Source organism: Planomonospora sp. ID67723 (genome assembly GCF_015711605.1).
Lineage (GTDB): Bacteria > Actinomycetota > Actinomycetes > Streptosporangiales > Streptosporangiaceae > Planomonospora_A.
In genome coordinates, this window is sequence record NZ_JABTEZ010000006.1 from 1 (window position 1) to 26,397 (window position 26,397).

Annotated in this window: 26 protein-coding genes; 20 read left to right on the forward strand and 6 right to left on the reverse strand. The window is 71.8% G+C overall.

What is annotated here, in order from left to right; all coding sequences use genetic code 11:
* Positions 1-387, reverse strand: a 387-nt coding sequence (locus tag HS041_RS34565) for a hypothetical protein (RefSeq protein ID WP_196445515.1), incomplete at its 3' end; no start/stop codon positions are given.
* A gap of 3 nt (positions 388-390) precedes the next feature.
* Between HS041_RS34565 and HS041_RS34570 the strand changes: the two genes are divergently transcribed.
* Positions 391-1,308: a hypothetical protein gene (locus HS041_RS34570; protein WP_307845598.1), complete on the forward strand. Its 918-nt coding sequence runs from the start codon at positions 391-393 to the stop codon at positions 1,306-1,308.
* A 112-nt stretch (positions 1,309-1,420) separates the two neighbouring features.
* Here HS041_RS34570 and HS041_RS34575 read toward each other — a convergent pair whose 3' ends face one another.
* Positions 1,421-2,347 (reverse strand): MBL fold metallo-hydrolase, encoded by a 927-nt coding sequence (locus HS041_RS34575; RefSeq protein ID WP_196445112.1) that lies wholly within the window; start codon positions 2,345-2,347, stop codon positions 1,421-1,423.
* A gap of 111 nt (positions 2,348-2,458) precedes the next feature.
* Between HS041_RS34575 and HS041_RS34580 the strand changes: the two genes are divergently transcribed.
* Positions 2,459-3,082, forward strand: coding sequence for a single-stranded DNA-binding protein (locus HS041_RS34580; protein ID WP_196445113.1), 624 nt, complete (start codon positions 2,459-2,461; stop codon positions 3,080-3,082).
* Here HS041_RS34580 and HS041_RS34585 read toward each other — a convergent pair.
* Positions 3,072-4,358, reverse strand: a complete 1,287-nt coding sequence (locus tag HS041_RS34585) for a DUF1015 family protein (protein WP_196445114.1) — start codon at positions 4,356-4,358, stop codon at positions 3,072-3,074. The two genes, HS041_RS34580 and HS041_RS34585, sit on opposite strands and share 11 nt — an antisense overlap.
* Before the next feature lie 201 nt (positions 4,359-4,559).
* On the opposite strand from HS041_RS34585, the gene HS041_RS34590 reads away from it, so the two are divergent.
* Both HS041_RS34590 and HS041_RS34595 read left to right on the forward strand, forming a co-directional pair.
* A complete protein-coding gene (locus tag HS041_RS34590; RefSeq protein ID WP_230880241.1) occupies positions 4,560-4,943 on the forward strand; it encodes a tetratricopeptide repeat protein in 384 nt (127 codons plus the stop codon).
* Between the two features lie 74 nt (positions 4,944-5,017).
* Positions 5,018-6,052, forward strand: a complete 1,035-nt coding sequence (locus tag HS041_RS34595; RefSeq protein ID WP_196445116.1) for an HAD-IIA family hydrolase — start codon at positions 5,018-5,020, stop codon at positions 6,050-6,052.
* Between the two features lie 13 nt (positions 6,053-6,065).
* Here HS041_RS34595 and HS041_RS34600 read toward each other — a convergent pair whose 3' ends face one another.
* A complete protein-coding gene (locus tag HS041_RS34600; RefSeq protein WP_196445117.1) occupies positions 6,066-6,413 on the reverse strand; it encodes an SCP2 sterol-binding domain-containing protein in 348 nt (115 codons plus the stop codon).
* A gap of 123 nt (positions 6,414-6,536) precedes the next feature.
* On the opposite strand from HS041_RS34600, the gene HS041_RS34605 reads away from it, so the two are divergent.
* The 13 genes from HS041_RS34605 to pssA all read left to right on the forward strand — a co-directional run bounded on the left by HS041_RS34605 (position 6,537) and on the right by pssA (position 20,359).
* On the forward strand, positions 6,537-7,445 hold the full coding sequence (locus HS041_RS34605; protein ID WP_196445118.1) for a phasin family protein: 909 nt from the start codon (positions 6,537-6,539) through the stop codon (positions 7,443-7,445).
* On the forward strand, positions 7,442-7,615 hold the full coding sequence (locus HS041_RS34610; protein WP_196445119.1) for a hypothetical protein: 174 nt from the start codon (positions 7,442-7,444) through the stop codon (positions 7,613-7,615). The genes HS041_RS34605 and HS041_RS34610 overlap by 4 nt, the downstream gene beginning before the upstream one ends.
* The gene (locus HS041_RS34615) at positions 7,612-8,430 is read left to right on the forward strand and encodes a TlyA family RNA methyltransferase (RefSeq protein ID WP_196445120.1); all 819 of its coding nucleotides are present in this window, start codon (positions 7,612-7,614) and stop codon (positions 8,428-8,430) included. Before HS041_RS34610 ends, HS041_RS34615 begins: the two co-directional genes overlap by 4 nt.
* Before the next feature lie 25 nt (positions 8,431-8,455).
* Positions 8,456-9,361 carry an NAD kinase gene (locus HS041_RS34620; protein WP_196445121.1) on the forward strand — a complete coding sequence of 302 codons (906 nt, stop codon included), beginning with the start codon at positions 8,456-8,458 and terminating at the stop codon, positions 9,359-9,361.
* Between the two features lie 226 nt (positions 9,362-9,587).
* Positions 9,588-11,300, forward strand: coding sequence for a DNA repair protein RecN (recN, locus tag HS041_RS34625; protein ID WP_196445122.1), 1,713 nt, complete (start codon positions 9,588-9,590; stop codon positions 11,298-11,300).
* 114 nt (positions 11,301-11,414) lie between these two features.
* Positions 11,415-12,617 carry a putative cytokinetic ring protein SteA gene (gene steA / locus HS041_RS34630; RefSeq protein WP_196445123.1) on the forward strand — a complete coding sequence of 401 codons (1,203 nt, stop codon included), beginning with the start codon at positions 11,415-11,417 and terminating at the stop codon, positions 12,615-12,617.
* Positions 12,614-13,621: a copper transporter gene (locus tag HS041_RS34635; protein ID WP_196445124.1), complete on the forward strand. Its 1,008-nt coding sequence runs from the start codon at positions 12,614-12,616 to the stop codon at positions 13,619-13,621. Before steA ends, HS041_RS34635 begins: the two co-directional genes overlap by 4 nt.
* A 5-nt stretch (positions 13,622-13,626) precedes the next feature.
* The gene (locus HS041_RS34640) at positions 13,627-14,490 is read left to right on the forward strand and encodes a hypothetical protein (protein ID WP_196445125.1); all 864 of its coding nucleotides are present in this window, start codon (positions 13,627-13,629) and stop codon (positions 14,488-14,490) included.
* Positions 14,490-16,355 (forward strand): murein biosynthesis integral membrane protein MurJ, encoded by a 1,866-nt coding sequence (gene murJ / locus HS041_RS34645; RefSeq protein WP_196445126.1) that lies wholly within the window; start codon positions 14,490-14,492, stop codon positions 16,353-16,355. The genes HS041_RS34640 and murJ overlap by 1 nt, the downstream gene beginning before the upstream one ends.
* A complete protein-coding gene (locus tag HS041_RS34650; RefSeq protein ID WP_196445127.1) occupies positions 16,348-17,445 on the forward strand; it encodes a glycosyltransferase family 4 protein in 1,098 nt (365 codons plus the stop codon). Before murJ ends, HS041_RS34650 begins: the two co-directional genes overlap by 8 nt.
* Positions 17,446-17,776: 331 nt before the next feature.
* Entirely contained in the window at positions 17,777-18,766 is a 990-nt protein-coding gene (locus HS041_RS34655; protein ID WP_196445128.1) for a TerC family protein, read from the forward strand.
* Positions 18,767-18,894: 128 nt separating this feature from the next.
* Complete coding sequence (locus tag HS041_RS34660) at positions 18,895-19,542, forward strand: phosphatidylserine decarboxylase (protein WP_196445129.1); 648 nt, start codon at positions 18,895-18,897, stop codon at positions 19,540-19,542.
* On the forward strand, positions 19,529-20,359 hold the full coding sequence (pssA, locus tag HS041_RS34665; RefSeq protein WP_196445130.1) for a CDP-diacylglycerol--serine O-phosphatidyltransferase: 831 nt from the start codon (positions 19,529-19,531) through the stop codon (positions 20,357-20,359). Before HS041_RS34660 ends, pssA begins: the two co-directional genes overlap by 14 nt.
* A 42-nt stretch (positions 20,360-20,401) precedes the next feature.
* On the opposite strand, the gene HS041_RS34670 is transcribed toward pssA, so the two are convergent.
* Together HS041_RS34670 and HS041_RS34675 are read right to left on the reverse strand one after the other, a co-directional pair.
* Positions 20,402-21,043 carry an MBL fold metallo-hydrolase gene (locus HS041_RS34670; protein WP_196445131.1) on the reverse strand — a complete coding sequence of 214 codons (642 nt, stop codon included), beginning with the start codon at positions 21,041-21,043 and terminating at the stop codon, positions 20,402-20,404.
* A complete protein-coding gene (locus HS041_RS34675; protein ID WP_196445132.1) occupies positions 21,040-21,843 on the reverse strand; it encodes a maleylpyruvate isomerase family mycothiol-dependent enzyme in 804 nt (267 codons plus the stop codon). Before HS041_RS34675 ends, HS041_RS34670 begins: the two co-directional genes overlap by 4 nt.
* A gap of 307 nt (positions 21,844-22,150) precedes the next feature.
* Between HS041_RS34675 and uvrA the strand changes: the two genes are divergently transcribed.
* From uvrA to HS041_RS34690, 3 genes are all read left to right on the forward strand, one after another.
* A complete protein-coding gene (gene uvrA / locus HS041_RS34680; protein WP_196445133.1) occupies positions 22,151-24,991 on the forward strand; it encodes an excinuclease ABC subunit UvrA in 2,841 nt (946 codons plus the stop codon).
* A 210-nt stretch (positions 24,992-25,201) separates the two neighbouring features.
* Positions 25,202-25,612, forward strand: a complete 411-nt coding sequence (locus HS041_RS34685) for a Rieske (2Fe-2S) protein (RefSeq protein ID WP_230880242.1) — start codon at positions 25,202-25,204, stop codon at positions 25,610-25,612.
* 174 nt (positions 25,613-25,786) lie between these two features.
* A complete protein-coding gene (locus HS041_RS34690) occupies positions 25,787-26,266 on the forward strand; it encodes a Rieske (2Fe-2S) protein (protein WP_196445135.1) in 480 nt (159 codons plus the stop codon).
* Positions 26,267-26,397 lie beyond the last annotated feature (131 nt).

Genomic DNA, 26,397 nt, shown 5'->3' on the forward strand with positions numbered 1-26,397 from the left:
GATCGTGACCAGGCGCGTGGTCAGTACGGGCCGCGTGGCGGTGGTGAGCGTCGTCCGTTCAACCGCGATGACCGTCCTGGTGGCGGGTACCAGGGACGCGATGACCGTCCTGGTGGTGGATACCGCGCTCGTGAGGACCGTCCCGGTGGTGAGCGTCGTCCGTTCAACCGTGACGACCGTCCCGGCGGGTACCGCGGTGAAGGCGGTTCCCGCACGCGTTACAGCCGTGAGGAGCAGCAGGCCGGAAACTACGAGGCGGCTCCCGCCCGGGAGCGTGAGGAGCTGCCTCCTCTCGCTCCGGACATCACCGCCGAGGAGCTCGACAAGGAGGTTCGCGAGGAACTGCGTTCCCTCCCTCTCGACCTCGCCGATCTGATCTCCCGCCACCTCGTGGCTGCCGAGCGAGCCCTCGGTGAGGAGAACGCCGAGCAGGCATACGAGCACACCAAGGTCGCACGTCGCTTCGCTGCGAGGATCGGCGTGGTGCGGGAGGCCGTCGGCATCGCCGCCTACCACGCCGGGCATTTCGCCGAGGCGCTCAGCGACCTGCGCGCCGCTCGCCGGATGACGGGCTCGGACGCGTATCTGCCGATCATGGCTGACTGCGAGCGCGGGCTCGGACGCCCGGAGCGTGCCCTCGATCTGGTCCGCTCCAAGGAGGCTGAGCGTCTCGACCGGATGGGCAAGATCGAGCTGGCCATCGTGGAGTCCGGCGCTCGCCGGGACCTCGGCCAGAAGGACGCCGCGGTCGTCACGCTTCAGCGGCTCCCCGAACTGCGTGACAGCCGTCCGCAGCCCTGGTCGGCCCGCCTGGCCTTCGCCTATGCCGACGCGCTGGCCGACGCGGGCCATGAGGGCGCGGCCACCGACTGGTTCGGCCGGGCGATGGCCTTCGACGAGGACGGCGAGACCGATGCGGCTGAGCGCTACGCGGAGCTGACCGGCGCAGTCATCGAAGACCTGGAAGAGGACCTCGACGACGAGATGGACGGAGACGAGGCGGCCGACGAGGCCGATGAGCTCACCGGTCCGGTCGAGGACGACTTCGAGGGTGAGCTGGAGGAAGACCTCGAGGACGCTGAAGACGGCTTCGAGGGCGACCTGGAGGAAGACCTCGAGGAGGGCGAGGACGAGTCCGCCGTCGAGACGGTGGAGGAAGTGCCGCCCGCCGCCGAGGAGAGGGCCGCGGACGACAAGCCCGCGGAGAAGATCGAGACCGGCGTCGGCCCGGCCTTCATCGAGCCCGACTTCGGCGACATTCTCGATGACGCCGACGACGAGGCCGAGGACCAGACCGGCGAGAAGTAGAGCCCGCCCTGGGCGGGCGAACCGCTCGTCGGCCCAGGCCGGGTCCACGCCCGGAACCGGATGCGGTACGGCAGGCCGCCGTACCGCATCCGGTTCCGGGCCGGGGCGCCTCTCAGGGCTGGACCCGGTCCAGCCAGTGCAGGATCCCGGCCACGTTCGACGGGGCGCCGCTGAGCAGTTCGAACTGCTCGGCGGTCGCCTCGTCGGCCTTCAGCGCCGCATAGCGTTCTCTCGTGCGCTCCCTGACCATGGCCACCGCGTGGTCCAGGTCCATGCCCTCCGAGCGGGCCTGCCGGGTCAGGTCGACCCAGATCCGCAGTTCCTCCGCCGAGCGCTCAAGGGTCGCCTCCACGTCCGTGACCGGCCCGTAGTGGCTGAACAGCAGACGTCGCGGGCCGAGCGCCTCGAACAACCCGATCGAGTCCAGGGCGGTGCGCAGGTCGAAGTCCGGCGGCGGTGTCGCGGGACGCAGGTCGCCCGTCTGCGGGAGGTAGACGCCGGCGGCGTCGCCGACGTAGAGGTCACCCGTCGCCGAGTCGATCAGCCCCACATGGTGCTTGGCGTGGCCGGGGGAGTAGTGACTGCTCAGTGTCCGCCCGTTGCCGAGGTCCACGGCTCCGGTGTCGCCGAGCGCTCGGATGCGGGAGGCCTCCGTGGGGGACAGTTCGCCGAACAGGGTGTCCAGCTTGTCACCCCAGACCATCCGGGCGCTGGCCATGAGCCGTGACGGGTCCGCGAGATGGCGGGCGCCCTTCTCGTGCACGACGATCTCCGCCTGCGGGTAGAACGCGGCGATGTCCCCGACCCCGCCGGCGTGGTCGAGGTGGATGTGGGTGACGACGACCGTGGCGAGGTCGTCCGGGCCGACTCCCAGCGAGGTGAGGGCGTCCCGGACCACCGGTGCGGAGGTGGACGTTCCCGTCTCGACCAGGCAGGGGCGGTCTCCCAGGATCAGATAGCCGGCCGTGATGCCGGAGAAACCGGCCATTCGCGTGTCGATCTCATAGACGTCTCCGCCGAGGGCGGTGATGTTGTCCACAGGCCACCTCAGAGTTGGAACCGGCTTCCCCAGAACGGCGTTCCGGCCATTCCGGCACAGCCCACATCGTAAAGAGTCGTCCTCGATCGGCAGAGATCGAAGGAGGATTCGATGGATCGCAACGAGGTCGTCCTGGCGGGCCGGCTGCCCGAGGCAGTGCGGATCAGGACACTGGAGAGCGGCACCAGGCTCGGTGCCTGGCGGCTGATCGTACGGCGCCGGCCGCGCGGGCGCGGTACCCGGGTGGACACCATCTCGTGTGTCTCGTTCGATCCCGGAGTCGTCGAGACCGCGGCCGGCTGGCTCCCCGGCGACATGGTCGAGGTGACGGGTTCCCTGCGCCGCAGATGGTGGGGGAAGGAGAAGTCCAAGGCGTCCGGATACGAGGTCGAGATCTGCTCGGCGAGGCTCGTCGACCGGGTCACCGCGGTTCCCGCCGGAGACGGGGAGCCGCCCGCCGACGGCCCGCACTCCACCCCCGTTCCGCCACCGCCCCGGCTGCTGCGCTCCCTGGTGCACGCCGGTGCCCCTCTGCTTCCGGAGCGGGTCCCCGCGCCCCGTCCTGAGCCGAACCCGGCGCCCGCGCAGACTCCGGCGTCCCTCCCAGCGTCCGGCCAGGCGCCGGAGCGCGCCCCGACTCGGGGAAGAGTCCCGATCGCGGATGACGATCCGGTCGTGCGGAGAGCCGGGAGCGGCTGTCCCGAGCAGGCCCTCAACGGGGCCGTCAGGGCGTGAGCAGCCGCATGAGCAGGCCGGTGCGGGGTTTGGGGCCGAAGGAGGTGGACTTGCGCGGCACTCGCTCTCCCCGCGCCGCGACCGCGAGCACGTCGTCGACGGCGAGCGGGTTCATCAGTACGGCGGTGCCGCCGCAGTCCTGCGCGAGCCGTACGGCCGCCTCGGGGTCGTGGTGCACGACGCGCACCGAGTGCTCGTCGTCGCGCATCCCCCACACCTTGGGCAGAAGGAACTCCGCGAGGATGGAGGTGCTCAGCGCCCGCCACCGGTCCGATCGGCCGGCGGGCATGGCGTGTCCGACCTGGTCCGGGTCGGGATCGGTGAGCAGGTGTGCGGGGCCTCCGGCGGCCAGCAGGAAGGCGGGCCCGGCGCTCTTCCGCAGGGCGGCGAGCCCTTCGGCCAGGTCGGCGTGCTCATGTGCCTGCCACGCCCCTTTGGCGCGGGCCAGTGCCTCGTCGAGTGGCAGGCCCGGGACGACCCGGTGGATGGCCTGCAGATCCGGTGGGTAGGAGCCGGAGTCCACCAGGAGTGCCAGGCCGAAGTCCCAAGGGCTGGGCCCGTCGGCCGCGTCCCGGGGTTCGGCGGCGTGGTGTTCGGCCTGGAGGGCGCGGTAGGTGGCGTAGCGGTGGTGCCCGTCGGCGATGAGGGCTTGGCGGGGGCGCAGGTCGGCGGCGACGGCGGCGATCTCGGCGGGATCGGTGACGGCCCACAGCCGGTGGCCGAGCCCGTCGCCGGTCACGGTCTCGACCAGCGGTGTCCGGGTGGTGGCGACCTCGTCGACGAGGCGGGTGGCGGTGCCGTCGCCGCCCTCGTAGAGCAGGAAGATGGGCTCCAGATTGGCCTCGGTGGAGCGCATGAGTGCCAGACGGTCGGCCACCGGCCCGGGCATGACGTCCTCGTGCGGGAGGATCGTCCCGCGTTCCGGGGTGGCAAGGCCGACTTCGCCGATGAGCCCGCGCTGCAGGACTCCCGGGCCGCTCTGCTCGTAGACGTAGATCCCGGGCACCTCGTCGGTGACCAGCACGCCGGAGGACAGCCAGGCGCGCAGGGTCTGGCGGGCCTCGGAGTACCGGTGGCGGTCGGCGCCGGGAAGGATCAGCCGCACCACGTTGTTGGGATGGGCGGCGAGCAGGTCCCGGATGCCGATCTCGCCGATGAGGTCGTAGGGGGGCGAGGTCATCGCGGCTGGGTCGGCGATTGCGAACCGCACACCGCGGAACGGACGTATCACCAGTCCGTCGGGTATCGACAGTTCAGGATTGGCCATAGGGGGCATGCTGCCATAAAGGCCCGAAACGTCCAGATGCCGCGCCGTGGGCGTCGCGGTGCCTGGTCCGTTAGGGAACCGGTCAGGTCGGTCGTCTGACGATGAAGGAGGCCTCACACAATGGTCCAAGGACGTGGTGGTCCGTCTGATTCCCCCGGTCCTGAGTCGGGTGCGCCGGCAGGAGAGGTCTACGACTGGTTTCAGCGGGGGATGAAACTCCTGTCGGAGGGGAGTCCCGCAGCCGCCGCCGCGTTGCTGGAACGCGCCGCCGACGCCGAGCCCGAGTCGCGGAGCATCCGCGAGGCACTCGCCCGCGCCCAGTTCAACTCCCATCAGTACGCCGACGCCGCCGACAGCTTCCGCTGGATCGTCGACACCAACCCGACCGAGGACTACGCCTATTTCGGCCTGGGCCTCTCCCTGTGGAGGACCGGGGACATGGAGGCCGCGCAGGAGCCGCTGGCCATCGCCGTGGCGATGCGGCCCGACCAGCGGCACTACGTCTCGGCGCTGAAGAGCGTCCGCGCCACGCTGAACGCCCGCAGGAACGATCCGGAAGGCCGCTGGAAGGAGCACATCCGGCGCACGGACTGATCGGGTGAGCGGATACGCCGTCATACGAACCTGGAGAGTGAGCGGGTGCCCCCGCGGACTGGTGGAATGATCAGGTGCACTCACAGACGCTGATCGACGCCTACGACACCCTTCTGCTGGACCTGGACGGGGTGGTCTACCTCGGCCGCGACGCCGTACCGGGAGCACCGGAGGCGTTGCGGCTGGCCGGGAGCCGCGGCGTACGGCTCGCATACGTCACCAACAACGCCTCCCGCACCCCCGGTGCCATCGCCCAGCACCTGAGCGCGCTCGGTGCCCCCGCGGACCCGGAAGACGTGGTCACCTCCGCCCAGGCGGCCGCCCGGCTGGTCGCCGAGCGGGTCGGGCCGGGTGCGGCGGTCCTGGTCGTCGGAGGCATGGGCCTGCGCGGCGCGCTGCGCGCCCACGGGCTGCGCCCGGTCACCACCGCGCTCGACGAGCCGGCCGCGGTGGTGCAGGGCATCGCCCCCGATCTCTCCTACGGCCTGCTGGCCGAGGGCGCGCTGGCCGTACGGCGGGGCGCCCTGTTCGTCGCCGCGAACGCGGACGCGACGATGCCGACCGGCAGGGGCGAGCTTCCCGGAAACGGCGCCATGACCCGAGTGATCGCCACCGCCACCGGGGTGGAGCCGATCGTCGCGGGCAAACCGGAGCCGCCGCTGCACCGCGAGTCGATGCTGCGGACGGCGGCTCAGCGGCCGCTGGTCGTCGGCGACCGGCTCGACACCGACATCGAAGGAGCGGCCAACGCCGGAGTGGACAGCCTGCTGGTGCTGACCGGAGTCGCGGGCCCGCTCGACCTGCTGACGGCCGGACCCCGGCACCGCCCGACCTACATCGCCGCGGACCTGTCCGCCCTGCACCGTCCGTATCCGCAGCCGCAGCGAAGCGAGGGAACGTGGCACTGCGAGGGATGGACCGCCCGCTGGGCGGACGGTGAGGGCCTCCTCCTGGACGGACGGGGGAAGACCGTCGACGGCCTGCGGGCGGCCTGCGCCGCCGTCTGGGAGGCCGTAGGCGGCGGCGCGGCCGCCGAGGACGCCGTGGAGGCCGCCCTCGGCCCGTCCCTCCTCGGCACGGCGGTGCCGGAGGGCGGCCCCTCCCGGTAGGAGACCGGCGGTCTCACAGGAGCTTGCGCAGGCGGAGGAGGTCCCCGAAGCTGGCGTCGATCTTGACCCGGCCGCCGAACACGGCACGCCCCATGTCGAGCTCTCCGTTGACCAGGGCGACCAGGTCGTCGCTGCCGATGGTCAGCTTCACCTCGGCGGGCGCGCCATCGGCCGGTGGACGGTCTTCGAACGGGCCGAGGCCGCCATGGTGGATGCGGCCGTGGAAGGTGACCCCGAGGTCACTGATATGGCAACTGATCGTGCGCTCGACCACGTGCTTCGCACGGCTCTCCTGGTCAACCTCGTCGAACTGCTCACCGAGTTTCCGCAGTGCCACCCGGCACTCGTCGACGGTCGCCATCGAGTGGCGCTCCTTTCTTTTCGGACCGGCCCGAATCCCTCTCGTCTACGGACGGTAGCGTTCCACATAGACACAATGCGCGATCCAGCACGCGGGGGTGTGCTGGAAGAGGAGGCTTCTGCCATGGTGTTCGAAGCACTGCGGGGGTACGTGCAGGGGGCTACCGGTCTCACGGAGATGACAACGAGCAAGGCCACCGCGATAGTTCGCGAACTGCTCGCCTCGGGGGAGACGGGCTTGTCCCAGATGTCAGGCCAGGTCGACAAACTGGCCAAGGAGCTCGTCTCGACGGGCAAGGCCAACCGCGACCAGCTCAACGAGCTGGTCAGAGCCGAGGTGGACGGCCTGCTCGGCAGGCTCGACCTGGTCCGCAGAGAGGATTTCGACCGCCTCGGATCCCGGATCGCGGACCTGGAGGCCAGGCTCGCCGCGGTCGGCGGGCCCTCCGCGTCCGAGGGCGCCGCATCCGGGAGCAGATCGGGGAGCGGTACGTCCCGGGGCACGGCGACCAAGGGCACGGCGACCAAGGGCACGGCGGGAGGGGCGACCGCGGCGCAGACGGCGTCCGCGATCAAAGCCGCCACGGACGACAGGGCACCCGCGGCCAAATCCGCCGAACCGGTGAAGGTCGCCGCGACGCGGTCGAGGCCGCCCAAGGCCGCCGCGGCCAGCGCGCCGGCGGGCAGGGCGGCCGCTACGCGAAGCCGTGCCACGACCAGGACGGCTCCGGCGGAGAAGGAGGCCGTGGTGACCGCGCCGGCGACCCGGACGAGGAAGACGGCCGCGCAGAGCGCCTCGGCGGCCAAGGAGAAGAAGGCGGCCGGGAAGAGGACGGGGAAGACGGCGGCGCGGGAGACCGGGGAGGCTCCCGCGGCGGGGGCCGAAGGGACGGCCGGGGCGACGGGGACCGCAGGTTCCGATACGGTCAGGGGATCCACGGGCGGGACGGCGCGCGCGCCGCGTGCCCGAAAGGCCGCCACGACGGCGAAGACGGCTGAAACGACCAGGAGCACCTCCGGAGGGAGCACATGACGGACCTGCCGCAGGAGACCGGCGACGAGCGGGTGGACGCCGCGCTGGGCGGCCTCACCGTGCTCGGTGACCTGCCCGTAGCGGCGCACGTGGCCGTGTTCGAGGAGGTGTTCGCCGGGCTGGAGCAGGTGCTCGCCTCGGTGGACGACACCCCGGACCAGCCGCGGTGAGCCGCAGGGCACGCCTCGACAGCGAGCTCGTCCGCCGGAAGCTGGCCCGTTCCCGCGAGCACGCGGCCCAGCTCATCGAGGCGGGCCGGGTCACCATCGGCGGCCAGCCGGCCGCCAAGCCCGCCACGCAGGTGGACACCGCCTCGGCGATCGTGGTCGCCGAGGCGGCGGAGGGGCCCGACTACGTCTCCCGCGGGGCGCACAAGCTGCTCGGCGCACTGGCGGCGTTCGGCCCGAAAGGGCTGACCGTCGCGGGGCGGCGCTGCTTGGACGCCGGGGCCTCGACCGGAGGCTTCACCGACGTGCTGCTGCGCAACGGCGCGGCGCACGTGCTCGCCGTCGACGTCGGGTACGGTCAGCTCGCCTGGTCGTTGCGGACCGACGAGCGGGTCACGGTCATGGAGCGGGTCAACGTCAGGGACCTGACCCCCGACGTGGTCGGCGAGGCTCCCACGCTGATCGTCGGCGACCTGTCGTTCATCTCGCTGCGGCTCGTGCTCCCCGCCCTGACCGCCTGCGCGGCCCCGGAGGCCGACTTCGCGATGCTGGTCAAGCCCCAGTTCGAGGTCGGCAGGGAGCGGGTCGGCGCGGGCGGGGTCGTCCGCGACCCCGCGCTGCGCGCCCAGGCGGTGCAGGATGTGGCCGAGGCCGCGCAATCGCTCGGCCTGACCGTGCGGGGCGTCACCGCGAGCCCGCTGCCGGGCCCGTCGGGCAACGTCGAGTACGTCGTCTGGCTGGGCAAGGGAGAGGGTGCGCCGCCGGTCGCGGACGTGCCCGCCGAGATCGAGCGCGCAGTGGCGGAAGGCCCCCGATAGTGGAAACCCCCCGAAAGGGCAGGAAATGACAGCAAAGCGCACCATGCTGGTCACCGCCCACACCGGCCGCAAGGCGGCCGTCGACAGCGCTCGCATGGTGATCAGCCGGCTGGTGGAGGCCGGTCTGACCGTCCGTGTGCTCAACGCGGAGGCGGAGGCCGTCGCCTGCGAGGGCGCCGATGTGGTGCCCGCGGGCCTGGCCGCGATCCAGGACGCCGAGATGATGATCGTGCTCGGCGGCGACGGCAGCCTGCTGCGAGCCGCGGAGCTGGCCCGCCCGGCCGGGGTGCCGCTGCTCGGCGTCAACCTCGGGCATGTCGGGTTCCTGGCCGAGGCCGAGGTGGAGGACCTGGCCGCCGCGGTCGACTGCGTGGTGCAGGGCCGCTACGACGTGGAGGAGCGGATGACCGTCGAGGTCACCGCCCGCCTCAACGGCCAGCTCCTGGCCGACACCTGGGCGCTCAACGAGGCCACCGTGGAGAAGCGCGAGCGCATGCTCGAGGTGGTCGCCGAGATCGACGGGCGGCCGCTGTCGCGCTGGGGTTGCGACGGGGTCATCTGCGCCACGCCGACCGGCTCCACCGCCTACGCGTTCTCCGCGGGCGGGCCCGTGGTCTGGCCCGAGGTGGAGGCGCTTCTGCTGGTCCCGATCAGCGCCCACGCGCTGTTCGCCCGGCCGCTGGTGGTCTCGCCCCGCTCCGCCCTCGCGCTGGAGGTCCAGCCCCAGACGGCGGGCGCGGTGCTGTGGTGCGACGGCCGCCGCCGGTTCGACCTGCCCGCCGGGGCGAGGGTGGAGGTCCGCCGGGGCGAGGTGCCCGTACGGCTCGCCCGCCTGCACGGGGTCGAGGACACCGGGGCGCCCTTCACCGACCGCCTGGTGGCCAAGTTCGACCTCCCCGTCCAGGGCTGGCGGGGCCGCGTACGCCCGTGACCCACGCCGGACCTGCCGCGGGTCCACCGCCGACCCGTCCGGGCCCCGCCCGGTGGTGACACGGCGGGGCCGCATGCTCGCGAGCGGTCGCCGTGTGTCCGGGCGGCGCCGGTCGCGAGCGCGTAGGATCGTGCCCGCACCGCACTGATGTTCGGTAGGAACCCCCGGAGGGCCGGGGCTGCCGCACCGAAGGCAACTGGTGAATTCGACGTGACAGGAGGGACCAGTGCGACCCAGGGTCGAGGAGGTCCGAATCCAGGGACTCGGCGTGATCGACGAGGCCGTTCTGGTGCTATCACCGGGGTTCACCGTGGTCACGGGCGAGACCGGGGCGGGCAAGACCATGGTGGTGACCGGCCTGGGGCTGCTGTTCGGCGGCCGCGCCGACCCCGCCCGGGTTCGCCCGGGCTCCGAACGGGCCACCGTCGAGGGCACCCTCGTGATCGACCCGCGGGGCCGGGTGGCCCAGCAGGTCGAGGACGTCGGCGGGCAGGTCGACGACGGCGAGCTGATCATCTCGCGCACCGTCTCCGCCGAGGGCCGCAGCCGGGCCTGGCTGGGCGGGCGGAGCGTCCCGGTGGGCACGCTCACCTACCTGGCCGACGACCTGGTTGCCGTGCACGGCCAGATGGACCAGCAACGGCTGCTCCAGCCGGGCCGCCAGCGCGCCGCCCTGGACCGCTACGCCGGTGACGACCTGGTCAAGCCGCTGCGCGCCTACGACCAGGCCTACAAGCGCCACAAGCAGGTCGCCGACCTCCTGGCCGAGCTCACCGCCAGGGCCAGGGAACGCGCCCAGGAGGCCGACCTGCTCAGGTTCGGGCTCGACGAGGTGGAGAAGGCCGACCCCAAGCCGGGAGAGGACGTCTCGCTCCGAGAGGAGGAGGACCGGCTCTCCCACGCCGACGCGCTCAGGACCGCCGCCGAGAGCGCCCACACGGCGCTGCTCGGCGACCCGATCTCCGGAGAGCAGGGCGTCCAGGACGCCGTCTCGCTGGTCGGGCAGGCCCGCGCCGCCGTCGACGCGGTCCGCGACGTCGACCCGGCGCTGGCCGGGATCGCCGACCGGCTCGCCGAGGCCGGCTATCTCATCTCCGACGTCGCGACCGAGCTGGCCGCCTATGCCGAGTCCGTCGAGGCCGATCCGGCGCGGCTGGCGGTCGTCCAGGAGCGGCGTGCCGTGCTCACCCACCTCATCCGCAAGTACGGCGAGGACACCGGGGCGGTGCTCGGCTGGGCCGAGCAGGCCGCGCTGCGTCTGACCGAGCTGGAGGGCGACGACGACCGGATCGCCGACCTCGCCCGCGAGCACGAGGAGCTCACCGGCCGCCTCACCGAACTGGCCGCCGAGCTCACCCGGGTCCGCACGGCCGCCGCCGAGCGGTTCGGCCGGGCCGTCACCGAGGAGCTCACCGCGCTGGCCATGCCGCACGCCCGCGTCACGGTCGAGATCACCCGGGCCGCCGACTTCGGCCCGCACGGCGTGGACGAGGTCGAGCTGAAGATGTCCCCGCACCCCGCCTCGCCGCCGCTGCCGCTGAACAAGGGGGCCTCCGGTGGTGAGCTGAGCCGCGTCATGCTCGCCATCGAGGTGGTGTTCGCGGGTGCCGACCCGGTGCCGACGTTCGTGTTCGACGAGGTCGACGCGGGAGTCGGCGGCAAGGCGGCGGTCGAGATCGGGCGGCGGCTGGCCCTCCTCGCCCGCACCGCGCAGGTGATTGTCGTCACTCACCTGCCGCAGGTGGCCGCCTTCGCCGACCAGCACCTGGTCGTGGAGAAGGACAGCGACGGCAGCGTGGTGCGCAGTGGTGTGACGGCCCTCGACAAGGACGGCCGCATCCGTGAGCTCTCCCGGATGCTGGCCGGTCTGGAGGACTCCGAGCTCGGCAGGGCGCACGCCGAGGAGCTCCTCGCGGCGGCCGCCGCCGCCAGGGCGTGAGGCGCCCGACCACGCGTCCTGGGAAGACGGACACGTGACGATCTACTGTGACAAGGTTGACACCCGGCCGGGTACATGGCTCACCTGCTCGTTCCCTCTGGCAGGATGGTCACGATGAAGGTGCCGACTGAAGAGCTGCAACGCCGGCTCACGGGTTACCTCCGCCGCAGGAAGGTCAGCGACCTTCCCGGGGTGACGGCAGTGGCGAGGATCGACCGGCGGACCAAGAGGCTGACCAAACGCCTCAAGCCCGGAGAGATCGCGATCATCGATCACGTCGACGTCGACCGGGTGAGCGCGGAGGCGCTTGTCGCGTGCGGCGCCGCGGGCGTGGTCAACGTCGCCGCGGGCATCAGCGGGCGCTACCCCAACATGGGCCCGCAGATCGTCGTCGAGGCCGGGGTGCCGTTCGTCGACAACGCGACCTCCGAGCTGTTCGAGCGGATCAGGGACGGCGACGTGGTCCGCCTGCACGAGGGCGTCATCTACCTCGACGAGGAGATGATCGGCAAGGGCGACGTGCAGACGGCCGAGTCCGTCGAGGCCGCGATGAGCGAGGCACGGGCCGGGCTGACCGTGCAGATCGAGGCGTTCGCCGTCAACACGATGGAATACGTCCGGCGCGAGAGCGACCTGCTCATCGACGGGGTCGGCGTCCCCGACATCCGCACTCCGATGGAGGGCAGGCACGTCCTCATCGTGGTGCGCGGCTACCACTACAAGGAGGACATCGCCGTCCTGCGCCCCTACATCCGGGAGTGCCGCCCGATCATGATCGGGGTGGACGGCGGCGCCGACGCGCTGCTGGAGGCCGGTTACCTGCCCGACGTGATCGTCGGCGACTTCGACTCCGTCTCCACCAAGGCCCTGACCTGCGGCGCCGAGCTGGTCGTGCACGCCTACCGGGACGGCCGCGCGCCGGGCCTGGAGCGGGTGGAGCAGCTCGGGCTCAACGCGGTGGTCTTCCCCGCGATCGGCACCAGCGAGGACATCGCGATGCTGCTCGCCGACGACAAGGGTGCCGAGCTGCTCGTCGCCGTCGGCACGCACTGGACCCTGGAGGAGTTCCTCGACAAGGGGCGCTCGGGCATGGCCAGCACCCTCCTCACCCGGCTTCGGGTGGGCAGCAAGCTCATCGACGCCAAGGGCGTCAGCCGGCTCTACCGGAGCCGGATCTCCACCCCGTCCCTGCTCCTGCTCGCGGCCGTCACGCTGATCACCATGGGGGTCGCGGTCTTCTCCACCCCGGTGGGCAGGATCTGGCTGGACGACGCCTGGAACGCCTTCATCTTCTGGTTGGTCGGACTCTTCTCGTGATCGATTTCCGCTATCACCTCGTCTCCATCGTCGCGATCTTCCTCGCGCTCTCGGTCGGCATCGTGCTGGGCACGACCTTGCTCGAGGAGCCCGCCCTCCAGGCGACCGAGGCCGTCGCCGACACTCTTCAGAAGGGCAACAGCGAGCTCCGCGCGGAGCTGGACACCCTGCGCAAGCGCGACGCGGGCAACGACGCCTTCGTCACCGCGCACGCCGCCGAGCTGGCCCGGGGCGTCCTGGCCGGGGAGAGCGTCGTGATCGTGGAGGCTCCCGGCGCCGCGGCGGCCACGACCGAGGCCGTGCGGCAGTCGATCGAGCAGTCCGGGGCGACCGTGACCGGCCAGGTCACCCTCACCGACAAGTACGTCGACCCCGCCCAGTCCGTCTTCGTCGACAGGCTGGCCACCGGGATCAAACCCGTCGACATGGTCTTCCCCGCCGAGGACACCCCCTACGACAAGGCCGCCGCGGTGCTCGCCGGTGCGCTCGTGACCGTCCTGCCCGACCAGGCGGCCAAGGAGAACGCGGCCGCCGCCGGGGTCATCGACGCCTTCCAGCGCGCCGAACTGCTCACCGTCGCCGCCGAGCCGAACGGCCAGGGCGGCGAGCCGGGGCAGCTCGCCAGGGCCGGCCTGGCGGTGCTGGTCGCCCCCGCGGAGCCGTACACCGGGGAGAGCGCCGCGACCCAGGCGGGGGCGATCGTCTCGATGGCCCTCGGCCTGGACGAGGGTTCCCGCGGCGGGGTGCTGGTCGGTTCGCAGAGCGCGGCCGCGGTCGGCGGCGTCGTCGCCGCGCTGCGTGAGAGCGTCGCCGAGGAGAAGGTCTCCAGCGTGGACACCCTCGATACGCCCGCGGGCCGGCTCGTGGTGGTCTACGCTCTGCGGGAGCAGCTGTCCGGGATCACCGGCCAGTACGGCACCGGCCCCGGCGCCTCGGCCTTCGAGCCCAGCGTTCCGGTGCCGACGGCCTCCCCGTCCCCGCCCACGGCCACTCCCGGAGGATGATCCCGATGGCTCGTCGCGCTCTCGCCGGCGCCCTTGCCGGTGCCCTGCTCGGCGCGGTGGCCGCCCGCGCGGCCTACGCGGCCTTCACACGCAGGCCGCCGGTCGGCGATCTGGAGACGTGGAGCAGGACCAACCACCGGGGCGAGCCGATCACCTTGCTCGAGGGACCGGCCTTCGTCGCGGGAGCCGGTGCGGCGGCCGCGGCGGCCCCCGGCCTGCCCGCCGGAACGCGCGCGGCCGTGCTGCTGGCCGTGACGGGCAGCGGAGCTCTCGGCGTCTACGACGACCTGTACGGCGTGACCTCCTCCAAGGGATTCAAGGGCCACCTGGGCGCCCTGGCCAAGGGCGAGGTCACCAGCGGCGCGGTGAAGATCCTCGGCATCGGCGCCACCGGTCTGGCCGCCGCCGCCCTGACCTCCCGCGGGCCGGTCGACACCGCGGTCAACGGCGCACTGATCGCCGGGAGCGCCAACCTGGCCAATCTGTTCGACCTGCGTCCCGGCCGCGCCATCAAGGTCGGCCTGCTCGCCGGCGCGCCGCTGCTGGCCGCCTCGCTGCTGCGCGACGCCCCCGTCTCTGCGGTGATGGCCGCGCTGCCGCTCGGCGCCGCCGCGGCGCTCCTGCCCGAGGACCTGGGCGAGCGGGCGATGCTGGGCGACGCCGGGGCCAACGCGCTGGGCGCGCTGCTCGGCCTGGCCGCCGCGGTCACCCTCGGCCGCCCCGGCCGGCTGGCGGTGCTCGGCACCGTGGTCGCGCTGACCGCCGCCTCCGAGAAGATCAGCTTCACCCGGGTCATCGCGGGCAACCGGGTGCTCAACCGGATCGACATGCTCGGCCGCCGCCCCGTGGAGCAGGCACCCGCCCACTGATGATCAGAAAGATCGGTCAGGGGGTCGCGGGAGCGGCGCTCCTCATCGGGATCGTGACCGTCGCGGCCCGCCTCGTCGGCTTCGGCAGGTACTACGTCCAGTCCCAGACCGTCGGCAACGCCTGCCTGAGCACCGCCTACAACACCGCCAACTACGTGCCCAACATCGTCTTCGAGCTGGTCGCGGGCGGCGCGCTGGCCGGGACGGTGGTCCCGGTGCTGGCCTCGGCGGCCTCCCGGTCCGCAGACGACCCGCGGGCCAGGGCCGAAGTCGGGCGGATCACCTCGGCGCTGCTCACCTGGACGCTGCTCGCGCTGGTGCCGCTGACCGCGCTGATCGCGGCGTTCGCCGGTCCGGTCGTCTCGCTGCTCGCCGGAGACGTCGGGAGCGGCGGGGGGGCCCATCCGTGCGACGTCTCCCAGGTGGTGGCGGCGGGAGCGGATATGCTGGTCGTGTTCGCCCCCCGGATGATCTTTTTCGGGCTGGCCGTGGTCCTGTACGGCCTGCTCCAGGCGCACCGGCGGTTCATGGGGCCCGCCCTGGCCCCGCTGGTCTCCAGCCTGCTGATCGTCGCCTCGCACCTGGTCTTCTCGTCGGTCAACGGTGACGCCGCCGAGCTCCTGGGCGAGCTGACCATGGCCGGGGAGCTGACCCTGTCCCTCGGGGCGACGATCGCCGCCGCGGCCATGGTCGTCACCGTGATCGTCCCGGTGGCCCGGCTCAAGCTGCGGTTGCGGCCGTCGCTCTCCTTCCCGCCGGGCGTGGCGGCGCAGGCCCGGCGGCTGGCGACGGCCGGCCTGGCCGTCCTGGTCGCCCAGCAGGTCACCCTGACCGTGGTGGTGGTGCTCACCAACGACCTGGGCGGAGAGGGAAGGATCGGCTTCTACACCTACGCCTGGGCGCTGTATCAGCTGCCCTTCGCGGTGCTCGCGGTGCCGGTCGCGACCAGTTCCTTCCCCACGCTGTCCACCCGCGCGGCCACCGGGGACCGGGAGGGCTTCGACACTCTGGCGGCCTCGACCGCGCGGACGGTCCTGCTGGCGATGGGGCTGGCCGCCGGGGCCATGGCGGCGGTGGCCGTGCCGCTGTCCCGCGTCTTCCTGGAGGGAACTCCGGGCGGTATCCCGGAGGAGATGGCCGAGGGCGTCGCACTGTTCGCCCCGGGGCTGCTCGGATACGCGCTGCTGCTGCAGCTGGCCCGGGTGCTGTACGCCTGCGGCCGGGGCCGTTCGGCGGCCCTGGCCTCGGTGGCCGGGTGGGGGACGGCCCTGGTGGCGCAGATCGTGCTCGCCCACACGGCCGACGGCCAGGGCGAGGTGGTGGGACGGCTGGCGCTGGGCAGCACGATCGGGATGACCGCGGGCGGGACGCTGCTGGTGCTGGCGGTGCTTCGGGCCAGAGGGAAGGGCGCACTCGCCGGGACCTGGCGGGCACTGCTGGCCGCCGTGACCGGCGGGACCGCCGCGTACGGGGCCGGGCTGGCCGTCTCGACGGCGTTCGGCGACGTGTCGAAGTGGATGTGCGTGCCGGTCGGGGCGGGTGCCGCGGTGGTGGCTGCGGTGGCGTTCGCCGCGGTGGCCGCGATGGTCGATCGGCCGGACGCCCGAGCGCTGCTGGAGCGGATTCCCTTCCGCCGGAGAGGTCGGAGCGGGACCGGAGGGGACGACGGGACTCCGGGAGACGGAGCCGCGGACGGCGCGAGCGGAACCTCGGAGGACGGCAGGAGGGCCGCGGGCGCCGGGAAAGCGCCCGAGCCGGGGACGGGACTCCCGGAGGCCGGGGAGGCGCCGGGCGCCGGGGACGGGGGGAAGGCGCCGGGCGGCGGGAACGGGATCACGGACAGGGAAGGGATCGGCGATGGCTGAGCCGGGAACGCGGGTGGCACTCGTGCTGGGGACCAGCGCGGGCGGGGTCGGGCGGCACGTGGCGATGCTGGCCGGCGGGCTGGTGGAGCGGGGGCACCGGGTGGTGGTGGCCGGTCCGCCGAGCACCGGGGAGTCCTTCGGGTTCGGCGGGCTCGGTGCCCGGTTCGTGTCGGTCCCCATCGCCGACCGGCCCCGCCCCGGCGCCGACCTGCGGGCGGTGCGCGCGTTGCGCGGGTTGCGCGGGGCGGACGCCGTGCACGCGCACGGGCTGAGGGCCGGGGCACTGGCGGCCCTGGCCCTGGTGGGGACCGGGACCGGGCTGGTGGTGACGCTGCACAACGCCGCCACGGCGGGCGGGGCCGTCGGCGCGGTCTACGGAGTCCTGGAGCGGATCGTGGCGCGCCTCGCCGACCGGATCCTGGTGGTCTCCCCCGATCTGGGGGACCGGATGACCGCCCTGGGTGCACGGCGTGTCGAGGCCGCGGTCGTCCCGGCCCCCGAACAGGCTCCGTCGGGCCGGGAGCAGGCCGGGCTGCGGGCGGAGCTCGGCGCCGGGGACCGCCCGATCCTGCTGACGCTGGCCCGCCTCGCCCAGCAGAAGGGCCTGGAGACCCTCCTCGACGTGGCCGCCGCTCTCGCCTCCGGTTCGGGCCCGGCGGCCGGGGCGCTGTTCCTGGTCGCGGGGGAGGGGCCGCTGCGGGGGGAGCTCCAGCGCAGGATCGACGCGGAGGGCCTGCCGATGCGGTTGCTGGGAAACCGCGATGACGTCGCGGACCTGCTCGCCGTGGCGCGGGCGCTGGTGGTGCCGAGCCGGTGGGAGGGGCAACCGCTGAGCGTGCAGGAGGCGCTGCGCGCGGGGACGCCGGTGATCGCCACCGCCGTCGGCGGCATCCCGCCGATGGTGGGCGGGGGCGGGGTGCTGGTGCCGTACGGCGACGCCGCGGCCATGGGCGAGGCGGTCGGGAAGGTGCTCGCCGACGACGGGTTCGCCCGGGAGCTCGCGCGGGAGGCCGCACGGCGAGGCGGGGAGCTGCCCGGTGAGCAGGAGGCGCTGGAGGCCGTGCTGGCCGTCTACGGCGGGCTGGGATGAGCGGGCGTGACGGGCCGGGACGACAGGCCGGACGAGAGACCGAGGTGAGAGACCCCGGGGTGAGAGGCCGGGACGAGAGACCGGGTGAGAAAGCGGTGACGGCGGGAACAACCGGCCGCCTTCGCGGGTTTGATTAGGTGCCGCCGAGCCTGATCCCTATACTGGCTTGGTTAGGGGGGGAGTATCCCTTCGTGACAGTCTCGTCATCACGGTGCCGCCTCGATCCACGAGGCCCCCGGGGCTGTCGGTCCGCGTGTGATCTTCGTCGATCTTCGCTGGGCGGGAGAGACCTCCGGCAATCAGTCATGCGCGCCGGAGGGTTGATAACACCATGACCATACCTGCCTGGGCATGGGCCGCCGTGATCGTCGGCCTGCTCGTGGTTCTCGCTTTCGACCTGTGGATCGTCGACCGGGGTGAGCCCCGGGAGTTCTCCATGAGGCAGGCCGGCTTCTGGGTCGGCTTCTACGTCACACTCGCCGTCATCTTCGGCGTCGTCCTCTGGGCCACCGCGGGACCGACCTCGGCAGGAGAGTTCTTCGCCGGCTACATCACCGAATACAGCCTGAGCGTCGACAATCTCTTCGTCTTCTACATCATCATGACCCGCTTCGCGGTGCCCAGGATGTACCAGCACAAGGTCCTGCTGGTCGGCATCCTGATGGCCCTGGTCATGCGCGGCATCTTCATCGCCATCGGAGCCGCGGCCCTGGCGAACTTCAGCTGGATGTTCTACATCTTCGGGCTCTTCCTGATCTACACCGCCGTGGGGCTGGTCCGCCAGCACGGCCAGGAAGAGGACGTCCCCGACAACCCGGTCCTGCGCTGGGCCCGCCGGGCGCTGCCGCACACCGACGACTACGTGGGCTCCAAGGTCACCGTCAAGATCGACGGCAAGCGCCTCGTCACCCCGATGCTGATCGTCATGATCGCCATCGGCACCACCGACCTGCTGTTCGCGCTCGACTCGATTCCGGCGATCTTCGGTCTCACCGAAGACGCGTTCATCGTCTTCACGGCCAACGCGTTCGCCCTGATGGGTCTGCGCCAGCTCTACTTCCTGCTGGGCGGCCTGCTGCAGCGCCTGGTCTACCTCGGCTACGGCCTGGCGTTCATTCTCGGCTTCATCGGGGTTAAGCTGATTCTTGAGGCACTGCACTCCAGCGGCGTCTCGTGGGCACCGGAGGTGCCGATCTCGGTGTCGCTGTCGGTCATCGGCGTCACCATGGTGATCACCACTGTGGCGAGCCTTCTCAAGTCCCGGCGTGACACTCGTAAAGGCAACGAAATCACCACCTCCGCGGAGACCAAGCAGGGCTAGCGGATTGGCGGGGGAGGCGCTTTGCTTGTCTCGTTGCGCCGTAAAAGGGCTGAGAGATCGGTAGCATCCTCCCCCAGGGCGGGTAGACATACCGGTCTATAGCCGCAAGACATCACAAAAGGTTCCCTGTGTCCCACGATTCAGCAAGCCATCAGCCCGGCCGCGTCCGGCTGGCGCGCGGCGTCTCTCCGTGGTTGCTCCCGACGGTGGCGGCGGCCGCTACGACCTCGCTGCTCAGTCGGCGCGACAAGCGCTGGACGCTGGCGGCGGCCCCGCTGACCGCACTCACCGGAGCCATGCTCTGGTTCTTCCGCGACCCCGAGCGCACGCCCGGCAGCGCGCGGATCCTCTCACCCGCCGACGGCGTGGTGCAGAGCATCGACCCGTGGCCGGACGGCCGCACCCGGGTGGCCATCTTCATGAGCCCGCTCAACGTGCACGTCAACCGCGCGCCGCTGGCCGGCACGGTCACCTCCGTGGAGCACGTGCCCGGAGGGTTCGTGCCCGCCTTCAACAAGGACAGCGACCAGAACGAGCGGGTCGTGTGGCACCTGGACACCGCGCTCGGCGACATCGAGCTGGTCCAGATCGCGGGCGCGGTCGCGCGCCGCATCGTGCCCTACCTGACGGCGGGCGCGAAGGTGGCCAGGGCCGAGCGCATCGGGCTGATCCGGTTCGGCTCGCGAGTGGACGTCTATCTCCCCGAGGGCATCGCTCCGGCGGTGTCCGTGGGGCAGAAGACCGTCGCGGGGGTGACCGGCCTTGACCACGGCTGACGCGAGCTGGTCGATGGACGAGGCGGACGACGAGCCGCGAGGGCCCGTCGGCAAGGCGTTCCGGCTCTCGGCCGCCGACTCCCTCTCGCTGGGCAACGCGCTCTGCGGCTTCCTGGCCGTCTGCGTGCTCGCCTGGTCGGCCATCACCTCGCTTCAGTCGGGTGTCAAGTTCTCGGCCGATCCCCGGTTCTTCGGCACCGCGGTGGTGCTGCTGCTGCTCGGCGCCACCTGCGACCTGTTCGACGGTCTGGTGGCACGCAAGTTCCGCGCCTCGGCGATGGGCGCCGAGCTCGACAACCTCGCGGACGTGATCAGCTTCGGCTTCGCGCCCGCGTTCATGGTGGTCATCTGGGCGGGGTTCAACCCGAAGGTGCCGTTCGTGCTGGTGATGGTCGCCGCGGCCTCGGTGCTGCTGGCGGGGGTCATCCGGCTGGCCCGTTTCGCCTGTGTGAAGACCAAGAGCGGTGACTTCATGGGCCTGCCCATCCCGATGGGCGCCATGACCGTGGTCGCGATCGTGCTGCTGTTCCCGCCGTCGATCTGGACCGTGCTGCCCATCTTCGGCGTCGCCTATCTCATGGTGAGCCGGATCGAGTATCCCAAGCCCAAGGGGAATCTGGCCGCCGCCGTGCTCGCCTGGATGATGATCAATGTCGCCTGCCTGACCATCTGGGCCGCGGGCCTGGCCGGGGGCGACAACCTGATCAAGATCGGGGCCGCGATGCAGGTGGCGATCGTGGCCGCCATCCCGCTGCGCATCGTGATGTTCAGGCGGGAGAAGCGCAAAGAGCGCAAGGAAGCCGAGCGCATCGGCTGACGCCCTCCGGCGGGCCGCGTTCTCCGCGGCCCGCCGGAGCGCCTACCAGCCCCGCTCGCGCCAGGCAGGCAGGGACGGTCGCTCGGCGCCCAGCGTGGTGTCCTTGCCGTGGCCGGGATAGACCCAGGTCTCGTCGGGGAACCGGTCGAAGATCCGCTCGGAGACGTCCGCGAAGAGCTGGGCGAAGCGCTCGGGGTCCTTTTCGGTGTTGCCGACCCCGCCGGGGAAGAGCGAGTCACCGGTGAACAGGTGGCCGTTGTAGTGCAGGGCGATGGAGCCCGGCGTGTGCCCGCGCAGGTGGATGACGTCCATGCTGACCACGCCGACGGTGACCCGGTCCCCGTGCTCGACCGTCAGGTCCACCGGGACCGGCAGCGCCGGGGCGTCCAGCGGGTGGGCGATCACCAGGGCGCCGGTCTCCCGGGCCACCTCCTCCAGCGCCTGCCAGTGGTCGCCGTGGCCGTGGGTCGTGACGATCCTGCCGATCGGCATGTCGCCGACGAACTCCAGCAGCCGTTCGGGCTCGGCGGCCGCGTCGATCAGCAGGCCGTCGCCGGTGTCGTTGCACCGGATGAGGTAGGCGTTGTTGTCGAACGGCCCGACGGCCAGCTTCGAGATCGTCACGGCGGGCAGCTCGCGCACGTCGGCGGGACCGCCCACCTGCACGTCACCGGTATACGTCATGGGTACTCCTCAGGCGGTGTCGAGGGAAGGCCGGGAGCGCTGGGCAGAGCCGACCACGGCGGCGGCGCGGGCAGCGGCCCGGCGGCGGGCTGGTTACCCGTTGCCCCCTCCTGCATCACCCTAAGCCCCGCCCCCGCCGAGCGCCCGGTCACCCAGCCCAGCAGCGTCCGGGCGTCGCCCTGGACCACCGGCCCCGAGCCCAGGTCCCGCCAGACCTGGCGGTGCTTGTCGCCGTCCTTGACCTCCTCCACCACGATCTCGCTGACCGTGCTGAGCTCCCGGGACCACGAGACCAGCGCGTCGTGCAGCTCCCGCCGGACGAACGCCTCCGACCAGTCGGAGCACCCGTAGCCCGCGCCGAGGTCCACATGGTGGAACTCGGTCTCGCGCAGCCTCCGGACCAGCAGGTACCAGGCGGGGTGCAGGGGCGGCTGCATCCCGCCGACCATCGCCGACCACGCCTCGGCGGGCATGGCGCGGAAGGCGGCGGCGAGCCTCGCCGAGCTCTCCTCCAGGTCGGCGAGCTGCTCCTTGACGGGCCTCGGGGCTCCCGCCTCGATGTCGGCGTTGCGGCGCTCCACACTGGGATACTGCGGAGTCTCGATGCCCGTCCTGGCCCAGTTCGCGAGGTTGACGAGGCTGTCGGCGTTGCGGGCGACGTGCGTGATCAGGTGGCCCCGGGTCCAGCCGGGGAGCCGGGAGGGCGCCGCCAGGTCGGCGTCGGACAGGCCGGCCACGGTGGTGAGAAGGCGGCCGGTCGAGGCGGCGAGTTCGGACTGGAACGCGTCTAGGACATCCATTCCCCCACTTCACCACCGTGGCGCAGGCCGTACCAGGGCGGGGCGGGGGAAGTTCGGACGAGGGCGAGCGGGCGCGGAAGGAGTACGGAAGTTCACGTGACGGATGAATGAGGGGTTCGCCCGCTCTTGGGTGAGAAGGGACCCGCCGGACACGGGGGAGGCCGTACCCTGGAAAGGGCGGGAAACCCTGTCCCCGGAAAACGGGGAAGCCGTTGCCCCCCGGACGACACTCCGCGAAATTGTCGGACCCCGTCGCTACTCTTCCCGCGACCGCTTCTCAACCTTCTACATCGACGTCGGGACTACTGTGGCTGACCGCCTCATCGTGCGTGGCGCACGCGAACACAATCTCAAGGACGTCTCGCTGGAGCTGCCGCGAGACTCGCTGATCGTCTTCACCGGCCTGTCCGGGTCCGGCAAGTCCAGCCTGGCCTTCGACACCATCTTCGCCGAGGGCCAGCGGCGTTACGTCGAGTCCCTCTCGGCGTACGCCAGGCAGTTCCTCGGCCAGATGGACAAGCCCGACGTGGACTTCATCGAGGGACTGTCGCCCGCGGTGTCGATCGACCAGAAGTCGACCAGCCGCAACCCTCGGTCGACCGTCGGCACGATCACCGAGGTATACGACTACCTGCGCCTGCTGTGGGCGCGCATCGGCAAGCCGCACTGCCCGCAGTGCGGCCGCGCGATCGCCCGGCAGAGTCCCGAGCAGATCGTGGACCGGGTGATGGAGCTCGAGGAGGGCACCCGCTTCCAGGTGCTCGCCCCGGTGATCCGCGGCCGCAAGGGTGAATACACCGAGCTGTTCGGGCAACTGCAGGCGAAGGGATACGCCCGCGCCAGGGTCGACGGCACGGTGATCCGGCTGGACGAGCCGCCGAAGCTGAAGAAGTACGAGAAGCACGACATCGAGGTCATCGTCGACCGGCTCGCCGTCAAGGAGAGCGCACGCAGCCGCCTCACCGGCTCGGTGGAGACCGCCCTGCAGCTGTCGGGCGGCACGATCACGCTGGAGTTCGTCGATCTCCCCGAGGACGACCCGAACCGCGAGCGCTTCTACTCCGAGCACCTCTACTGCCCCTACGACGACCTGTCGTTCGAGGAGCTGGAGCCCCGCTCGTTCTCCTTCAACTCGCCGTTCGGCGCCTGCCCGGAGTGCACGGGTCTGGGCGTGCGGATGGAGGTCGACCCGGAGCTGGTCGTGCCCGACCCGGAGGCGACCCTCGGGGACGGCGCGCTCAGCCCGTGGGCGGGCGGCCACACCAGCGACTACTTCGAGCGCCTCGTCGAGGCCCTCGGCAAGGCGATCGGCTTCAACCTCGACACCCCGTGGGAGCGGTTGCCGAAGAAGGCGCAGAAGGCGCTGCTGCACGGCCACGACGAGCAGGTGCACGTCCGCTACAGCAACCGCTACGGCCGCGAGCGCTCCTACTACACCACCTTCGAGGGCGTCATCCCCTGGGTGCAGCGCCGCCATGCCGAGTCCGAGAGCGACGGCATGCGGGAGAAGTACGAAGGCTACATGCGGGAGATCCCGTGCCCGGCCTGCAAGGGGGCGAGGCTCAAGCCGGTCTCGCTGGCCGTCACGGTGGACGGGCGCTCCATCGCCGACGTCTCGGCGATGTCGATCGGCGACTGCGCGAGGTTCCTGGCCGAGCTGCAGCTCTCCGAGCGCGACATGCAGATCGCCGAGCGGGTGGTCAAGGAGATCAACGCCCGGATGGGCTTCCTGCTCGACGTCGGCCTCGACTACCTGACCATGGACCGCGCGGCGGGCACGCTCGCCGGCGGCGAGGCCCAGCGCATCCGGCTGGCCACCCAGATCGGCTCGGGCCTGGTCGGCGTGCTCTACGTGCTGGACGAGCCCTCCATCGGCCTGCACCAGCGTGACAACCAGCGGTTGCTGGAGACCCTGATCCGGCTGCGCGACATGGGCAACACCCTCATCGTGGTCGAGCACGACGAGGACACCATCGCCGCCGCCGACTGGGTGGTGGACATCGGTCCCGGCGCGGGCGAGCACGGCGGCCAGGTCGTCGTCTCCGGCACGGTTCCCGAGCTGCTGGCGTGCGAGGAGTCGATCACCGGCGCCTACCTGTCCGGGCGCAAGGCCATCGCGATCCCGGCCGAGCGCCGCCGCCGCGACCGCAAGCGGCAGATCACCGTGAAGGGCGCGCGCGAGCACAACCTCAAAGGCGTGGACGTGGAGTTCCCGCTCGGGGTGTTCACCGCGGTTACCGGCGTCTCCGGGTCCGGCAAGTCCACGCTGGTCAACGACATTCTCTACAACGCCCTGGCCAAGGAGCTGAACGGCGCCCGCACGGTCCCCGGCCGGCACTCGCGGGTCAACGGCATGGACCTGGTCGACAAGGTCGTGCACGTGGACCAGTCGCCGATCGGCCGCACCCCCCGATCGAACCCGGCGACCTACACTGGCGTCTTCGACAAGGTGCGCGACCTGTTCGCCCAGACCACCGAGGCCAAGGTCCGCGGCTACGCCAAGGGCCGTTTCAGCTTCAACGTCAAGGGCGGGCGGTGCGAGGCCTGCTCGGGCGACGGCACCATCAAGATCGAGATGAACTTCCTGCCCGACGTGTACGTGCCGTGCGAGGTCTGCCACGGCGCGCGCTACAACCGGGAGACCCTGGAGGTCCACTACAAGGGCAAGACGATCTCCGAGGTGCTCGACATGCCGATCGAGGAGGCGCTCGAGTTCTTCGACGCCATCCCGGCGATCAAGCGCTACCTCAAGACGCTCAACGACGTCGGCCTGGGCTACGTCCGGCTCGGCCAGCCCGCCACCACCCTGTCCGGCGGCGAGGCCCAGCGCGTCAAGCTCGCCTCGGAGCTGCAGCGCCGCTCCACCGGCCGGACGATCTACGTGCTGGACGAGCCGACCACCGGCCTGCACTTCGAGGACATCCGGCGGTTGCTGGGCGTGCTCGGCAAGCTCGTCGACGGCGGGAACACGGTCATCGTGATCGAGCACAACCTCGACGTCATCAAGACCGCCGACTGGATCATCGACATGGGTCCCGAGGGCGGTTCCAAGGGCGGCACCGTGCTCGCCACCGGCACGCCCGAGGAGGTCGCGCTGGTCGAGGCCAGCCACACCGGCCGCTTCCTGCGCAAGATCCTCGGCAGCTAGCGCCGGGCCGCGTCCCGCTCCGCCGCATCCGGGGCGGGAAGGGCCCGCGGGACGGGCCGGCGGGGGCGGGCCGCGTGGCCCACGTGCCACCGGACGCCCCCGAGCCCGGGTTCGGGACCTGGGCCCCACGTCAATACCCTTGACCTGAGCCCGGTTTTCACGGGGGACGTTGCGAGAAGGGCCGCAATGAGCAGCAGTGATGGTTCTGCCATGCCCACGCGCAGGCATGTGATCGGCACAGTCGGGGCCATGGGGGTCGTGGCGTGCGGTGCGGCGCTGACCGGCTGCGGCACCGGGGAACGCGCCCCGGCCGGGCCGCCGCCGGCGGTCAAGGGCAAGGTCGTGGCGCAGACCGCCGACATCCCGGTGGGCGGCGGCAAGGTGATCCACGAGTGGAAGATCGTGATCACCCAGCCGAGTGCCGGGGTGTTCAAGGCGTTCAACGCCAGTTGCCCGCACAAGGGCTGCGCGGTCAGCAGCCCCAGCGAGGGCGTCATGCGCTGCCCCTGCCACGGCAGCGAGTTCGACGCCGTCTCCGGCAAGTGCCTCAAGGGCCCGGCGCAGGCCCCGCTGGTCGAGTTCGCGCTGAAGGTGGAGGGCGGCGGCATCGTCATGGTCTGAGGACCCGGCCCGAGCCCGTCCCGGTCCGGCCTGATCGGGCTCCGGTCCGGGACGCCGGGAGGCGGATGCGCCGAAGGCGTAAATCTTCACAGTCTCCTGACGTCGGGTGCGGCATGCTGAACCGTCATCGGGACGCGAGCCGTACCGACAGGAAAGGGACCTGGGAGGGTGACCATGGCAGATACGACGACTCGTCGCGCGGTGATGCTGGGAGCCGGGGGCGTGGGGCTCACGGCCGTGCTGACCGCGTGCTCGGGCTACGGCCAGCCGACGGCGGACGAGGCGAGCGAGCCCGCGGCCTCGTCCGCGCCGACGACCGGCTCGGACTCCGGTTCGGGGTCGGGCTCCGGTGACGGCGGCGCCGCGGCCGAGGCGCTGGCCAAGACGGGGGACATCCCCGAGGGCGGCGGCAAGGTCTTCAAGGCCGAGAAGGTCGTGGTGACCCAGCCGAAGGCCGGGGAGTTCAAGTGCTTCAGCTCCGTCTGCACTCACCAGGGGTGCGACGTCGCCGACGTCGAGGGCGGCACCATCAACTGCCCCTGCCACGGCAGCAAGTTCAACATCGCCGACGGCTCCGTGGCCGACGGCCCGGCCAACAAGCCCCTTCCGGAGAAGGCCATCAAGGTCGACGGCGAGTCGATCACCCTGGCCTGAGCGGCCGTGCGCCGTACCGCCCGGGACGAGGGGCCCGGCGGTACGGCGGACGGCGCGGTCCGCGGGGACGGGGATCCGGAGACAGGGATCCCTGTCGGTGCGGGCCGATAGGCTTGATTGCGTGGCAAGAT